Here is a 15,208-nt window from a genome sequence, read left to right as displayed (position 1 = left end):
TTTATTAAATGCTTTCGTAAAACTCTGCTATGCTGCCGAAGTATACGGTGTTCCAACCGTCTACAATATCATCATAAGCTTCGTCGGGTATGTTAGTATGCCTTAATTCACAAGATGTTCCGCTTTTATCGGCATGCAATTTTATGGTAACAATTGAAGGTTCGTCCTGCCCGTCAAAATACCATTGTTGAACAATTTTCTTACCTTCTTCAAATTCAATGTTCTTGCCAACAATACTGCCGTCCCACATACTAAATTCGCTACCCGGCTCGGTCGACATTTCTGCAGGTTCGCCTGTCCATAGCTGTATGGTTATAGGGTTGGTTATAGCCGCATAGATTTCTTGCGGCGTAGCGCCTATCATGTAATATTTTTTGTAATCCTTCACAAAGGCAAACTTAACAATAATGTAGCTTATTTTGCTTCAACCGGCCCAATAGGTAATACTGTTTTGCCATATACCTCATTAAGCACACCGGCAATGCCTGTATAAATAGCTGATGCACCACATATTATTCCCTCATAGCCAGCCAAATGCTTTATTCCGGCATCTCCGCTTGCATCACCCCAAACCAGTAACCCAAACAAGATGACTAATGAGGCAAATACAAATTGCAAAGCTCTGCTAAGTCGCAGAGTTCCAAAGAAAAGGCACAACGTAAAAATGCCCCACATGCTAAGGTAAGCCACCATACTGCCATTGCTTGCAGGTTCGCACCAACCTAATTTGGGCATAACTATGAGCGCTACCAATGATAGCCAGAAAAAGCCGTAGGAGGTAAAAGCTGTAAGGCCAAAGGTGTTGTTCTTTTTAGCCTCAATTATACCGGCAACTACCTGTGCCAGGCCGCCATAAAAAATACCCATTGCTAAAATCATGGAGCTTAACTCGGTGAAGCCGGCATTGTGAATGTTAAGTAACACAGTTGTAAGACCAAAAGCGCAAAGGCCTAGAGGTGCAGGATTGGCGGTGCCATCCTTTACCACCACGTGGGTAGTTGGAATCATAATTTAAATCAGGTTTATAAATGGTTAGTGATGGCAATATAAACTATTAAATATCAAATCACAACAAAATGACAAACCCCTTTGGCTTGCAAGCGTTATGTGGCATATGGCTTTACAATTGGTATTATTAAGGCACGGTGAAAGTGAATGGAATAAAGAGAATCGCTTTACAGGGTGGACAGATGTTGACTTATCAGAAGAAGGTGTAAGGCAGGCACGGCATGCTGGAAAACTGTTGAAGGAACATGGCTTTACGTTTGACGTTGGCTTTACATCGGTGCTTAAGCGATCAATCAAAACACTGCATAACGTATTGGAAAAATTGGATCATTTATGGATACCTGTACAGAAGTCATGGCGCTTAAATGAGCGTTTTTATGGTGCCTTGCAAGGGCTAAATAAACAGGAAACCATAGATAAGTACGGTGAAGAACAGGTACACAAGTGGCGCCGTGACCCGCGCGAACATCCGCCGGCTATAACGGAAGATGATGAACGTTTTCCGGGGCATTATTTGCGTTACAATGATTTAACTTACCGTGAATTACCCCTTACTGAAAACTTAAGTGAAACGATGACGAGGGCTTTACCCTTTTGGCATGAAACTATTGTGCCGGCGCTGAGGCAAAACCAAAAGGTTATTATTTGTGCACATGGCAATAGCTTAAGGGCTTTGGTGCAGTATATTGATAACTTAAGTGATGATGAAGTTTCGAAACTGGATATACCTACAGCCACACCCTGGATATATGAGCTTGATGACCGCTTAAACCAAATTAAGCATTACTATTTGTAATGTAAGCCAAGAATTAGGCAGCAGTTATAATTATTGCTATAAAACACAAATGCCCTTCCTCAATAAAAGGGCATTTGTGTTTTATGTGTTTGATGGTTACTTGGCGCTATCGCTAACGGCTAAGCCCCAATCTTTGCCTTTATCAACGGCAGGCACACCTTTGTCCATCCATACCGGCATTGGTTTGCCTTTCAGGAAGTGGTCAAAAAATTGTGCTTCACGTATGGTAATGTCTTTACGGTTTTTACGCTGAACCAGGTTGTGTGCTTCGTCGTTATACTGTAGCATCCAAACAGGTTTGCCTAAGCGGCGTAAAGCAGTAAACATTTCAATGCCCTGGTACCATGGCACAGCTCCGTCGGCATCGTTAGCCATTACAACAACCGGGGTGTTAACCTTAGGGAAATGGAATAAAGGCGAGTTCTCAATGTACAATTCAGGCTTTTCCCACAAGGTAGCACCAATACGGCTCTGAGTTTTTTCATACTGGAACTGACGGTTTACACCGCTTTCCCAACGTATACCACCATAAGCCGACGTCATATTTGCTACCGGTGCACCAGCCCATGCTGCTGCATACATATCGTTTTGAGTAATGAGGTATGCAACTTGATAACCGCCCCAGCTTTGTCCTTGAATGCCAATATGCTTTCCGTCAACCCAAGAGTTTTTCTTAAGAGATTCAACGCCTGAGTTAATAAACTCTACAGCTGATTGCCCCGGGTGACCAACTTCATAACTAATATCAGGCGTAAACACCAAATAGCCGTTACTTGCGAAGTATGATATAGGTAGTCGTGATGGGGTAGGAGCCGGAGATTGGTAGCCATACAATCCGTCAGAAACCTTTTCATAGAAATATACCAGCATAGGGTATTTCTTGTTCGGGTCAAAATCCTCGGGCTTGTAAAGTACACCTGTTGATTTGTAGCCTTTTGGTGTGGTCCAGTGTACAAGTTCTGCGGTAAACCAATTGTAGTTGGCTTGCTGCGGATTAATGGCGCTTACCTTGGTTTCCTTTTTTAAATCAGTTGATACGTATAAGTCGGGCGATTTATCAAAGCTGCCTTTAGTATAAATATATACATCGGCATTTTTTGCCTTATTAACGCTGCCGTAGCTAAACGGACCCATCACTACCATTTGCGGTGCCTTTTTTGCACCGAATGATTGTGTGTAATATCCCCATTGCTTATTTTCTTCGTTTTGGACAGAAAGTATTAAAGGTTTTTTGGTGGAAATGTAACGGTCATCTTCATCACCGCCACCAAAGCCACCAAAACGACCTCCGGCTGCATTAGGTGATACATAACGGAACACTAATTTATTTTTACGGCCGGCGCCATTAGTAACGCTTGTTGAAGCTCCTGTTGCAGGGTCAATGCTCCAAATATCGTAACGATCATAAATCAAAACGTTCTTATCGCCGGTGGTCCAGCCTGCAATGCCATAAGGTGACGGATCATCTGGTACGTCGTTATCCTCATCGCCAACTTTAACACCTAATGCTTTAGTAAGATTTACTTTTTTGCCATTAGCCATGTTGTAGCTATAATAGTTTTGGTCTTTTGAGTCGAACCAAACAACATAGTTACCACCCGTTGAAAATTGGTAACGAGCTTTTGTACGGTCAATGATTTTTTTGCGTTCGCCCGTTTTGGTATCAATCAAATACGCTTCTGAACGGCCTCCGCCTTCCCATTGTGATTGTACACGGCTACCAGTATCGGTTACGCCAAGCACATAACGGGCATCATTGCTCATTGGCTGCGATATGTTTTCAATAAACTGATCGGCCAGTTGAACTACTTTACGGTCGCCTTCGTTCGGACGAATAACAGCGAGATAGTTACGACGCAAATCACGTTGAAGTGTTCTTAGTTGTTGCGGTTGTAAATATTCGTCCTTGTAGTTCCAAACATCAAGTTTTGCAGTTTCAAATTCAACCAGCGAAGTATCTATAGGCTTTGGAATTGGCGCAGTTCCAAAAAATAAATTGTTACCGCTTTTGCTAAAGTAAATACGTCCGTCGCCGCTAACAGCCCATTTTGGTTTCATGCCGCCCATATCAGCGCCAGCTATTACTACAGCGCTGTCTTTACCACTGCTGTAGTAGTAAAGTTTATAAGGCTTAACACGCGCACGCTCCGAATTTTTTTCGGCTGCAAATGCAAGTTGTTTCCCGTTTTCGTCAAAAGCCAAAGCTTTATAAGTGCCACGTCCGGTGCTTATTTTTTTAACAGCATCTTTTTCAATTTCATAAAGGTAAACGCCCGACTGGACATTTTCTTTGTTACGGCGTGGAGCTGTTACGGCATAAGCTACATATTTACCATCTTTAGATAGTTGGTATTCTGTTACGTACTTAAACGTACGCTGCTTATTGTTACCTAACTGTTTAATGGTTAAATCGGCACCTTCGCGGGTTGGTGGAGCTATTGTATTGGCAACGGCCCTGCGTGAGGTATCGCCAGCGGCCGGGCGGCGAACAGTATCAGATGGCGCGAGGTAAGCAAATACCGCAGCTTTCTCTGCAATTTTAAACGAACGAACACCTGCAACTTTTGTAATAGCGTTACCGCCAAGTGTTAAAATGCCCAGGGTGTCTTTCGGCATTTCATCAGGGCGTTTCTTTTTAATGCGTGCTGCTCTGGTTACTGCGTAGGGAGCGCGTATCAGGAATACAGCATATTTTGAATCGGCAGTGAAACGTGCAGTATCAGCACGTGCTACTGTAAACTTACCGGTGTTTTTTGAGGACGTGATGACCATATTGGCATCACCTTGTTGTGGTTTAACCACATAGGCCACCCATTTGCCATCATTGGTTATAATTTGGTTGGCAACGGTTTGCCAGCCATCATAAACCGAATGGTCGAGCGGTTTTTTTGCAGCTTTTTGAGCAAAAACGCTCATGCTTGCTGCTGAAAACAAGCTTAAGAGTAAAACTTTACGCATTTTGAGTTTGAGTTTTTGTTTAAATCATCCTAAAAATGCGCAAAAAAGGAAAGAGATGAAAGAGAGCTATGAAAAAGTTACATAATTCCTTTATTATTGAGGAGCAAATAGGCATTGAGTGTAAAGTTTAACACTTTTTGTATAAGCCTTCACACTCAATACTTATTAAATTTGCCTTTAATTAGGCCATGCCTTTGTTTAACGCTATAACCGCATTGTCAAAGTCTTCGCGGTTTACTAAAAACTGAATATTTACCTGGCGCAGTGCAAACCCTGCACTCTTAATGTTAATACCGTCCTGAGCCAATGCGTTGGCTGCACGGGCCAGTAAGCCCGGCTGATCCATATTAGAGCCAATAAGGCAAACTATGGCAACTTTTTCAACGGTGACCTTCTCAAAGTTTGTTTGCAGATCCTGAAACAGCTTGTCGGTGTAGTCCTTTTCCCAAATCACTATTGATATGCTGTTGGCACTGGTTGCCTTAAAGTTGTAGCTAACACTATTATTCGCAAAAATTTGCATGATGTGCAGGTCAGTGCCCACATTTCCAACCATAAGCGGGTCGTAAATGTCAACCATTACCAGCTTGTTGGTGCCGGTAATAACCTCAACTTTTTTCTCGGGAGATATGTATTCGCGTGTAATTAAAGTTCCCGGGTGCTCTGGCTCAAACGTGTTTTTTATACGCAGGTTGATATTATTTATTTCAAGGGGTTTTGAGGCTTTTGGGTGAATGGCTTCCATGCCCACATCGGCCAGTTGATCGGCAACGTCGTAATTAGTAAAACCTACAGGCGAGCAGTTATGCACGCCAACCAAAACCGGGTCGGCTGAGCAAAGGTGGTATTCTTTGTGAATAATAGCCTCCTGCGGTTGCACGGCAACGGCTATTTTGCTAAAGGTAACTTCCGAATACCCGCGGTCGAACTCACGCATAATACCCTCCGTACCTTTTGTATACCCGGTGGCAATACAAATGGTATTTGCAAAGTCAATATCTTTAAACGCTTGTTTTATACGCTGATCAATGGTGTATGGCTCATGATCATGGAAGCCGCTTAAATCGACCAATGTGGCGTTGATACCCATGTTTTGCAAAATATTGGTAAATGCAAAAGCGGAATGAGTTTCGCCAATAGAAGCTAAAATTTCACGCGCTGCCTGTAAAATCCCTTCGGTACTTACATACCCAGAAGCTAGAATACCTGTAAGGTTCTCTAAAAACCCTTCGGCATGGCGTACGTGGCCTTCAATAAAATTGTTGGCAGTATTCAAATCTAATCCTAAAGGCTCGTATTGCTTGTTAAGCTCTTTAAGCTTCACAATGAGCTCTTCAAGGGCTATCTTAAAATCCTGATGTTTGGCAATTAAATGGTATACGCCGGGGGCGCCGGTTTTCTTATTTTCTAACAATAGGTTAGTTACACCCGAAAATGCCGATACCACAAATATGCGGTTGTAAAGCTCGCTACCGATACGGTTATACTGGATGATGTTTTTGATTACATCGCCCAAGGCACTCATTGATGTGCCGCCAATTTTTTCTACAGTTAACATGGATAAGTTAGTATATTTCAAAGGCATCCTTAACAAACCTAAGATGTGTTTTGCCTTGTATATTTTTAATTATTAAAGGACCCAAATAAATTTTTCGCAATTACTTGAAGTGTACTATTGCTCGATTTACCCTTCTTTCTTATAAAGAACGCCGGCTTTATCGGCAGACAGCCTTATGCCTTTAATCATTGCCGAACTGAACCCGTGATGTTCCATTTCATTCAAGCCTGCAATGGTACAGCCTTTAGGTGATGTAACCTTGTCTATCTCCTGTTCGGGGTGAGAGGCCAATTGCAGTAGCAAGTCGGCCGCGCCTTTGGCTGTTTGTGCGGCCATTTTAAGTGCATCATGTGCATGGAAACCAATTTCGGTTCCACCCTGTGAAGCTGCCCGTATTGAGCGTAAAAAGAAAGCAATACCGCAAGCGCATAAAGCAGTTGCCGATGTCATGAGCTCCTCGTTGATTTGTACGGTAATGCCAACAGTATCAAAAAGGTCTTTAACACGTTGAATGTTTTCAGTAGATGCCTTATCAGTACCAATACAAGTCATGGAGTGGCCAATGGCAATAGCGGTGTTGGGCATAGCCCTTACCACTTGTACATCCATATCTAATTGCTTACAAATATCATCACAGCTAACGCCTGATATCACCGAAATAAAAAGCTGCTCGTTAGCTTTAATAGCAGGCTTAATTTCATTTAGTAACCTATTAAGTTGCTGTGGTAAAACCGCTAATACTACGATGTTTGCGTCGCTAACGGCTTGCAAATTATTAGCCGTGGTAATAACGCCTGTTTGTGCTAAATCAGCAAGTGCAGCTACATTACGACGGGTTAATATTACCTCTTCAGGTTTGTACTTGCCAGCCTTGATAAGTCCTTTGGCTAATGAAAGACCAATATTACCGCTGCCTAATATGGCAATTCTGTTACTCATGTTTAATTACTTAATCGTGTGCCAAACGGTTGATTGTTGCCCAGTTTACCTAACTCGTCAGATTTTCCTATAACTACGGCTTTAACACCGCATGATATGGCGGCAAAGGCATTATCGAGCTTAGGCAACATTCCGCTGTGTATAATTTGTTCTTTTTTGAGCTCGTCGTAACGCACCGGATTAATTTCACGAATCAACGACTCTTCATCATTAATATCCTTCAATACGCCTTTTTTCTCGAAACAATAGATCAATGTAGTATCATAATAATTGGCCAGCGCTATGGCAATTGCCGATGCTATAGTATCGGCATTGGTGTTAAGCATTTGGCCGTCGCCGTCATGGGTAAGGGCGCAAAAAGCAGGGGTGAAGCCGGCTTCCAGCAGTTTGCTTATATTTTCAGCATTTACTGATTGGCTGTCTAGGTCGCCCACATAGCCATAATCTATTGTTTTTACCGGTCTCTTGGTAGCTTTGATGAAATTTCCATCCGCTCCGGTTAAACCAATTGCATTGGTGCCAAAACGCTGTAACTGGGCAACAATATTTTTATTAATTAAACCGGCATAAACCATGGTAACAACCCTAAGGGTTTCAATATCGGTTATGCGCCGGCCATCAATCAATTTAGCTTCAATGCCTAACTGCTCAGACATTTGGGTTGCAATTTTGCCACCGCCGTGTATTAATATTTTATGGCCATCTAAGGCTGTAAAATCTTTTAAAAAGTTATACAGGTTCTCAGAGTTATCAATGACGTTGCCGCCAATTTTTATAACATACAGTGATTTCATGGTGTTGGGGGCTAAAAATAGCATTTTCCATGTAATTAATCTACTGTTTTTATAGTCTATCAAACATCTGCTAAAAATAGGGGTTGTACTACATAAAATATTGAAAAGCAACATGGCAGAAATGTATTTAGGCAAATCAACCGGTAAGCCCCGCGTTGTTATAATTGGCGGTGGTTTTGGCGGTGTTAACCTTGCCCGTAAATTAAAGGGTGCCGACGTTGAAGTGGTAATGCTTGATAAGCATAACTATCACACTTTTCAGCCCTTACTTTATCAGGTAGCTATAGGCGCAATAGAAAGCGATTCAGTTGCGTTTCCCATACGGAGATTATTTACCAAACAGAAAAACTTCAGCTTTCATATGGCTGAAGTACTTAACATCAATACAACAGGAAATACGGTGAGTACAACGCTTGGCGATGTTCATTATGATTACCTGGCTATTGCAACGGGTGCGGGAACCAACTTTTTTGGTAACCAGCAAATGGAGCATTTTACTATGCCTATGAAAAATTTGCCCGAAGCACTTAATATTCGCAGTCTTATTTTACAAAACCTAGAGAAGGCTGCTGTAACAACCGACCTTTCCGAGCGTAATGCCTTGTTAACCTTTGTTGTGGTAGGCGGTGGGCCAACCGGTGTTGAACTTGCCGGTGCACTTGCCGAAATGCAGATAAATATGCTTTGTAAAGATTACCCAGACTTGAAGCCAGAACATATGAAAGTATACCTGGCCGAGGGTAAACCTAAGCTCATTGCAGCCATGTCTGAGCAAGCATCAGTAAAAGCAAAGCAGTTTTTGACGGAGATGGGCGTTATAATTTATAATGATGTACACGTAACCAGTTACAACGGTTTTGATTTGGAAATTGACAACGGCGTAAGTTTAAAAACCCGAAGCGTGTTTTGGGCAGCTGGCGTAAGGGGAGAAGTGCCGCAGGGGATACCTCAGAATGTAGTTGTACGCGGGGCACGTATTCAAACCGACGAATTTAGCCGTGTAAGAGGTTTTGAGAATGTGTTTGCCATAGGGGATGTTGCCGCAATGATAACACCTCAATCGCCTAATGGGCACCCGGGTGTGGCGCCTGTTGCTATACAACAGGGCGGGCATTTAGCAAAAAATATTATCAAAATAGTAAAGGGAACCGCACCAGAGGCCTTTGTTTATAAAGATAAAGGTTCACTGGCAACCATTGGACGCAATAAGGCAGTTGCCGATATAGGTAAACTGCGCTTTCAAGGTTTTTTTGCATGGCTGGTATGGTTATTTGTTCATATAATGACGTTGGCTGGCTTTAGTAACAAGCTGGTTGTTTTTTGCAACTGGATAATTAATTACTTTACAAAAAACACCGACAACCGTTTAATCATACATTACTTCAATAACGAAACCATGATGACAGAACAAGTTGCTAAATAGAACACACAAAATTGATTGCTTGAAATGCAGTATCACTGTTTTTACAGCAATAGAGGATCAATTTTTAGTGGTTTGAATTTCGCAATTAATGGTTTGAATTGTTTAAGGATGTTCAAACATATGTTTTTAATTTTGTTGTAGAATTAAAACGTTTACTATGATACAAACAAAAGGATACGCGGCACAAAGCCCTGAAGTTGATTTGGCACCCTGGAGTTTTGAACGCAGGGAAGTGGGTGCACATGATGTGCAAATTGAAATTAAATTTTGCGGAGTTTGCCACTCTGATTTACACCAGATAAAAAATGATTGGTTTCCGGGCATATTCCCTATGGTTCCCGGACATGAAATTGTAGGCCGTATTGTTAAAGTTGGCGACCACGTAAAGAATTTTAAAGAAGGCGAGCTTGCTGGTGTGGGTTGTATGGTTGACTCGTGCCAGGTGTGCGAAAATTGCCAAGACGATTTGGAGCAGTACTGTTTGGAAGGAAACACACAAACCTATAACAATAAAGACCGCCAGGGCGTGCCTACCTATGGTGGTTATTCAAATACCATAGTGGTGCGCGAGGAGTTTGTTTTGCATGTATCAGAAAAGCTTGACCTTGCAGCAACAGCGCCATTGTTATGTGCCGGAATTACTACCTATTCGCCACTTCGTCATTGGAAGGTTGGAAAAGGTCACAAATTAGCAGTGGTAGGTTTAGGTGGTTTAGGCCACATGGCCGTTAAGTTCGGTGTAGCTTTTGGTGCCGAAGTTACGGTTTTGAGTACATCAGCTTCAAAAGAGCAGGCAGCTAAAGAATTAGGTGCTCATCATTTTGTAGTGACTAAAGATGAAGCCCAGGTAAATTCGGTAAAAGGCACATTTGATTTTATACTTGATACCGTATCTGCCGATCATGACTTTAACATGTACATGTCGCTTTTAAAAACCGATGGTACTTTGATAGGAGTTGGTGTGCCAAACCAATATGCAGTACATCCGTTTGCATTAATTGGTGGTCGTAAAACTATGGCCGGATCAAGCATTGGTGGTATTAAGGAAACGCAGGAAATGCTTGATTTTTGCGCTGAGCACAATATTGTATCTGACATCGAGCTTATTGACATCAAAGACATCACCACAGCCTATGATCGTATGCAAAAAGGGGATGTGAGGTACAGATTTGTTATTGATATCGCAACCCTGTAAATCTATTTCTATAAATAAAAAAGGTCCTTTCAACTATTGAAAGGACCTTTTTTGTTTAGGTAATTTATAAAAATATTACCTTTAAAATATCGCAGGAAACTTTCCGGGATTGCTGTCATGCATAATATTGTAAACTGCTTCAATTATATCATCAACTGAAGGTTTGGTAAAGTAATCACCATCCGATCCATATGGCGGGCGATGTTCCTTGGCGCAAAGCGTTTTAGGAGCTGAGTCGAGGAACGAGTAGCCGCCCTGCACTTCAAGTACCTGTTGCAATATATAAGCCGATCCGCCGCCAGGAATATCTTCGTCTACAACCAGCAATTTATTTGTCTTATTAAGCGAATTAACGCAATCGTGGTTTAGATCGAAAGGATAGAGTGTTTGCGGATCAATTATTTCTATATTGATTCCCATTTGGCTTAATTCAACAGCAGCTTCTTCAACAATGCGTAAAGTTGAACCATAGGAAACAACGGTAACGTCCGTTCCCTGCTTTACTACCTCAGCCTTACCTAATGCTACAGTGAACTCTCCAATGTTTGATGGCATCTTTTCTTTCAAACGGTAGCCGTTCAAGCTTTCGATCACGATGGCAGGCTCATCTCCTTGTAAAAGGGTATTGTACATGCCGGCAGCCTGTGTCATATTACGCGGAACGCAAATATGGATACCTCTTAAGGCGTTTAACAAAGCACCCATTGGCGAACCTGAGTGCCATATGCCTTCTAACCTGTGGCCGCGTGTACGAACTATTAAAGGAGCTTTTTGGCCACCTTTAGTGCGGTAACTAAGGCTGGCAATATCATCACTCAAAACAGTTATGGCCCAAATCCAGTAATCCAGGTATTGAATTTCAGCTATGGGTTTCAGTCCGCGCATAGCCAGGCCCATACCTTGCCCAATGATGCTCGATTCGCGAATGCCGGTATCGGTTATACGTAAATCACCAAATTTCGCTTGTAAACCTGCAAAACCTTGGTTTACATCACCAATGGCTCCAACGTCCTCTCCAAAGGCAACTATACGTTCATCGCGTTCAAAGGCAGCGTCAAAGGCAGCGTTCAGTATTTCTCTGCCATCAATCATCTTAGCATCATGCGCGTATTGGGCAGCGATAGCTTTAACGTGGAGTGGCGATAATGGTGTATCACTAAACAATTTAGAGTTGTAACGTTCCTTATTGGCTTTGTTTTCTTCCGTAAGCCAGTCAGTAAGAGCTTTGCGTTCGGGCTGGTGTTCTTTAGCTGTTAAGCGTAAAGCCTTGCGTATAGCACCAACAATATCGCGCCTTCCGGGGTCAACGCAGGCCCGTAATGACGATGCAACTTTGCCTAACTCCTTAACTGATGAATGTCGCGCCAGTTGTTCTATCAACGCTGCACCTTCTTCAAGTTCCGCCTTGATCTCGGCTGAAAGCTCGTTCCATGCCTCACGCTGACTGTTACGCACATGCTTTTTGGCAGCGTCTTCTAATTCATCAAGTTCTGCCTCGGTGATTACCGCCGAATTGATCATCCATTTGCGCATTTGCATCAAGCAGTCATGTTCGGTTTCCCAGGCCAATCTTTCGGCAGGTTTGTAACGCTCATGTGAGCCTGATGTTGAATGGCCTTGTGGTTGGGTAATTTCGGTAACATGAATTAACACGGGCACATGTTCCGTTCTGCACATTTCAATGGCAACCGCATAAGTTTCGCAAAGGGCAACATAATCCCAACCGCGTACTTTAAATATTTCGTAGCCATTGGTGCCCGCTTCGCGCTGGAATCCACGTAATGCTTCTGAAATATCTTCTTTTGTTGTTTGCAAGCTTGCCGGTACCGAAATAGCGTAGGCATCATCCCAAACAGAAATAGCCATAGGCACCTGCAGTACGCCCGCAGCATTAAATGTCTCTAAAAAGATACCCTCAGATGTTGCTCCGTTACCAATACTGCCAAAAGCAACTTCATTGCCGTTAACCGAAAATTGTTTTAAGCCCTCAAGTTCCTTGTTCTGACGATATAGCTTCGATGCATAGGCCAAACCTAGTAAACGTGGCATATGGCCACCTGTAGTTGATATATCGGCAGAGCAATTCATGGTCTCGGCCTGGTTAACCATACTGCCATCGGGGTTGGCAAAGCGGGTAGCATAATGGCAATTCATTTGCCTGCCGCCTGATGCAGGATCTTTTTCAATATCGGGATGAGCATAGAGCTGTGCAAAAAATTCTTTAAGCGTGCTCATACCCGTAGCAAACATAAAAGTTTGATCGCGATAGTAGCCGGCACGCCAGTCGCCCTTTTTAAAGGCTTTGGCCATTGCCAGTTGTGCAACCTCTTTTCCATCACCAAAAATGCCAAATTTGGCCTTTCCGGTAAGCACTTCACGGCGGCCCAGTATACTGGCCTGCCTGCTTTCGTAACCTATACGATAATCGTTTATAACAATTTGTCTGAAATCGTTAAAACTCAATTCGTGCTCTGTAAAGTTGCCGGTTGCGGGTAGTGTGCTTTCTGGCATATTAAATTTCTTTAGGCGGTAAAATTAACAAATTCTATGTTGAAAATGGTTATTACCGCGTTTATCAAATTAACGCAAAGTAAGCACGGTTTTTGTTATGAACTTTAAACTATTAAATTATATTTGTGTCATAACTACAATCATTATGAAAAAACTAATCATACTTTGCGCTGTAATACTGGGCTTTAGTGTTGCCGTACGCGCTCAAAGCGACTCAAAACCGGAATTTAAATTCAACGAAGAGAAACACGATTTTGGTAAAATTGCCAAAGGCAAACCGGTTACAACAATTTTTGAATTTACTAATGTTGGTACCGAACCTTTAATACTTACCGAAGTGAGACCTACCTGCGGTTGCACTATTGCTGATTACACTAAAACTCCGGTTAAGAAAGGTGATAAAGGTAAAATTTCAATTACTTATAACGCCGCGGTAGCATCACCGTTCAGTAAAACAATTGTGGTTACATCAAACGCTAAAACCCCCGTTAAAAACCTAATCATTTTAGGCGAGGTTGTTGAATCGGCGGCAAGCAATACCAAATAGCATTAAATAAATATTTATAGAGAAGACCGCTTTTAAAAGGCGGTCTTCTTTGTTTATTGACCTCATAAAACAAGAGTTATATATTAAACTTAGGTGCAAAATTTATTTCTGGTTGCTGGACTGAAGGTATACCAAAAATTATAGTAAGCTACATAAGGCTTAAGCAAGTTGCTCATAAATTTCTCCACATTGTCAGTACTTTAAGCTGCTGCCAAATTTATGTTATACACAAAATAATGTTTTGTAATTTTGCTGCATGCCAAAAATTTCAAACAAAGGCCAAACTATACCGGCTTCACCTATACGTAAATTAACTCCGTTTGCCGAGCAGGCCAAACTTGACGGTAAAAAAGTTTATCATCTGAACATTGGGCAGCCTGATATTGAGACGCCCGAAGGTATGTTGAATGCTGTTAAAGGTATTGATTTCAAGGTCTGGGCTTACACAGCTTCTGAAGGTACTTTATCGTACCGTAAAAAACTAACAGAGTACTACAATAAGCTTAATTACGGAATAAGTCCATCAGACATTATAGTAACTACAGGTGGGTCTGAAGCTATAACGATAGCTATGATGACATGCCTTAACCCAGGCGATGAGGTAATAATACCGGAGCCTTTTTACGCAAACTACAATAGCTTTGCCGTACAAAGTGATGTGGTAGTAAAGCCTATACTTTCATATATTGATAACGGTTTTGCGTTGCCGGCAATTGCCGAGTTTGAGAAACTGATAACAGATCGTACCAAGGCTATCATCATTTGTAATCCTAATAACCCAACCGGTTACCTATACTCCAAAGAGGAGATGGAAGCGTTAAAAGCTTTAGTGTTAAAGTATGATTTGTACTTATTCTCTGATGAGGCTTACCGTGAGTTTTGCTATGATGGCCGTGAGTTTATATCGCCTATGCATTTGCAGGGAATTGAAAATAACGTAATTATAATGGACACGGTGAGCAAGCGTTACAGCGCATGCGGTGCCCGTTTAGGGTGCTTAATTACAAAAAATAAAGAAGTGCTTCTGGCTGCATTAAAGTTTGCGCAAGCAAGGTTAAGCCCTGGTTTAGTTGAGCAAATTGCCGGTGAAGCAGCTGTTGAAACGCCTGATACGTATTTTGAAACGGTTAATAAGGAATATACGCAACGTCGCGACGTTTTGGTAAACGCTTTGAATAAAATGGATGGTGTTTACTGCCCCAACCCGGGCGGGGCGTTTTATGTTGTGGCCAAACTGCCAATTGATAATTCAGACAAGTTTTGCCAATGGATGCTCGAGAGCTTTAGTCACAACAACTCAACGGTAATGATGGCACCGGCAACAGGTTTTTATAGCACTAAAGGTGCAGGCGTAAATGAGGTGCGCATGGCTTATGTACTTAACAGTGATGATTTGCAAAACGCCATGACCTGCCTTGAAGAAGCCTTACAAGTATATCCCGGAAGAGTTCAATAGTATTGCAAGAATGTGATGGGATA

Annotated in this window: 12 protein-coding genes; 5 read left to right on the top strand and 7 right to left on the bottom strand. The window is 42.2% G+C overall.

All coding sequences use genetic code 11. The features are described 5' to 3' along the window. Positions 1 to 4 precede the first annotated feature (4 nt). Together GO816_RS11995 and GO816_RS11990 are read right to left on the bottom strand one after the other, a co-directional pair. Positions 5 to 388: an SRPBCC domain-containing protein gene (locus GO816_RS11995; RefSeq protein WP_317163629.1), complete on the bottom strand. Its 384-nt coding sequence runs from the start codon at positions 386 to 388 to the stop codon at positions 5 to 7. A 26-nt stretch (positions 389 to 414) separates the two neighbouring features. Next, complete coding sequence (locus GO816_RS11990) at positions 415 to 1,008, bottom strand: acetate uptake transporter (protein ID WP_157542168.1); 594 nt, start codon at positions 1,006 to 1,008, stop codon at positions 415 to 417. 106 nt (positions 1,009 to 1,114) lie between these two features. Here GO816_RS11990 and gpmA point away from each other — a divergent pair, with 106 nt between their 5' ends. Further along, positions 1,115 to 1,804 carry a 2,3-diphosphoglycerate-dependent phosphoglycerate mutase gene (gene gpmA, locus GO816_RS11985; RefSeq protein ID WP_157542167.1) on the top strand — a complete coding sequence of 230 codons (690 nt, stop codon included), beginning with the start codon at positions 1,115 to 1,117 and terminating at the stop codon, positions 1,802 to 1,804. Positions 1,805 to 1,900: 96 nt separating this feature from the next. Here gpmA and GO816_RS11980 read toward each other — a convergent pair whose 3' ends face one another. From GO816_RS11980 to argB, 4 genes are all read right to left on the bottom strand, one after another. Beyond that, a complete protein-coding gene (locus GO816_RS11980) occupies positions 1,901 to 4,762 on the bottom strand; it encodes a S9 family peptidase (RefSeq protein ID WP_157542166.1) in 2,862 nt (953 codons plus the stop codon). Between the two features lie 181 nt (positions 4,763 to 4,943). Next, on the bottom strand, positions 4,944 to 6,320 hold the full coding sequence (locus GO816_RS11975; RefSeq protein WP_157542165.1) for an aspartate kinase: 1,377 nt from the start codon (positions 6,318 to 6,320) through the stop codon (positions 4,944 to 4,946). Between the two features lie 126 nt (positions 6,321 to 6,446). Continuing rightward, positions 6,447 to 7,259: a pyrroline-5-carboxylate reductase gene (gene proC, locus GO816_RS11970; RefSeq protein WP_157542164.1), complete on the bottom strand. Its 813-nt coding sequence runs from the start codon at positions 7,257 to 7,259 to the stop codon at positions 6,447 to 6,449. Between the two features lie 2 nt (positions 7,260 to 7,261). Continuing rightward, positions 7,262 to 8,053, bottom strand: coding sequence for an acetylglutamate kinase (gene argB, locus GO816_RS11965; RefSeq protein ID WP_157542163.1), 792 nt, complete (start codon positions 8,051 to 8,053; stop codon positions 7,262 to 7,264). 112 nt (positions 8,054 to 8,165) lie between these two features. Between argB and GO816_RS11960 the strand changes: the two genes are divergently transcribed. Both GO816_RS11960 and GO816_RS11955 read left to right on the top strand, forming a co-directional pair. Continuing rightward, complete coding sequence (locus tag GO816_RS11960) at positions 8,166 to 9,476, top strand: NAD(P)/FAD-dependent oxidoreductase (RefSeq protein ID WP_317163628.1); 1,311 nt, start codon at positions 8,166 to 8,168, stop codon at positions 9,474 to 9,476. 157 nt (positions 9,477 to 9,633) lie between these two features. Continuing rightward, on the top strand, positions 9,634 to 10,671 hold the full coding sequence (locus GO816_RS11955; protein ID WP_157542162.1) for an NAD(P)-dependent alcohol dehydrogenase: 1,038 nt from the start codon (positions 9,634 to 9,636) through the stop codon (positions 10,669 to 10,671). 81 nt (positions 10,672 to 10,752) lie between these two features. Here the strand turns inward: GO816_RS11955 and GO816_RS11950 are convergent, their stop codons facing one another. Next, positions 10,753 to 13,182: an alpha-ketoacid dehydrogenase subunit alpha/beta gene (locus GO816_RS11950; protein ID WP_157542161.1), complete on the bottom strand. Its 2,430-nt coding sequence runs from the start codon at positions 13,180 to 13,182 to the stop codon at positions 10,753 to 10,755. Positions 13,183 to 13,327: 145 nt separating this feature from the next. On the opposite strand from GO816_RS11950, the gene GO816_RS11945 reads away from it, so the two are divergent. Together GO816_RS11945 and GO816_RS11940 are read left to right on the top strand one after the other, a co-directional pair. Beyond that, positions 13,328 to 13,729: a DUF1573 domain-containing protein gene (locus GO816_RS11945; protein WP_157542160.1), complete on the top strand. Its 402-nt coding sequence runs from the start codon at positions 13,328 to 13,330 to the stop codon at positions 13,727 to 13,729. A 256-nt stretch (positions 13,730 to 13,985) separates the two neighbouring features. Further along, complete coding sequence (locus GO816_RS11940; RefSeq protein ID WP_157542159.1) at positions 13,986 to 15,185, top strand: pyridoxal phosphate-dependent aminotransferase; 1,200 nt, start codon at positions 13,986 to 13,988, stop codon at positions 15,183 to 15,185. Positions 15,186 to 15,208: the final 23 nt, after the last annotated feature.

The organism is Mucilaginibacter aquatilis (genome assembly GCF_009755275.1).
Lineage (GTDB): Bacteria > Bacteroidota > Bacteroidia > Sphingobacteriales > Sphingobacteriaceae > Mucilaginibacter > Mucilaginibacter aquatilis.
Note: the sequence above shows the minus strand (reverse complement) of the source record. Positions and strands in the feature narration are given on the sequence as shown.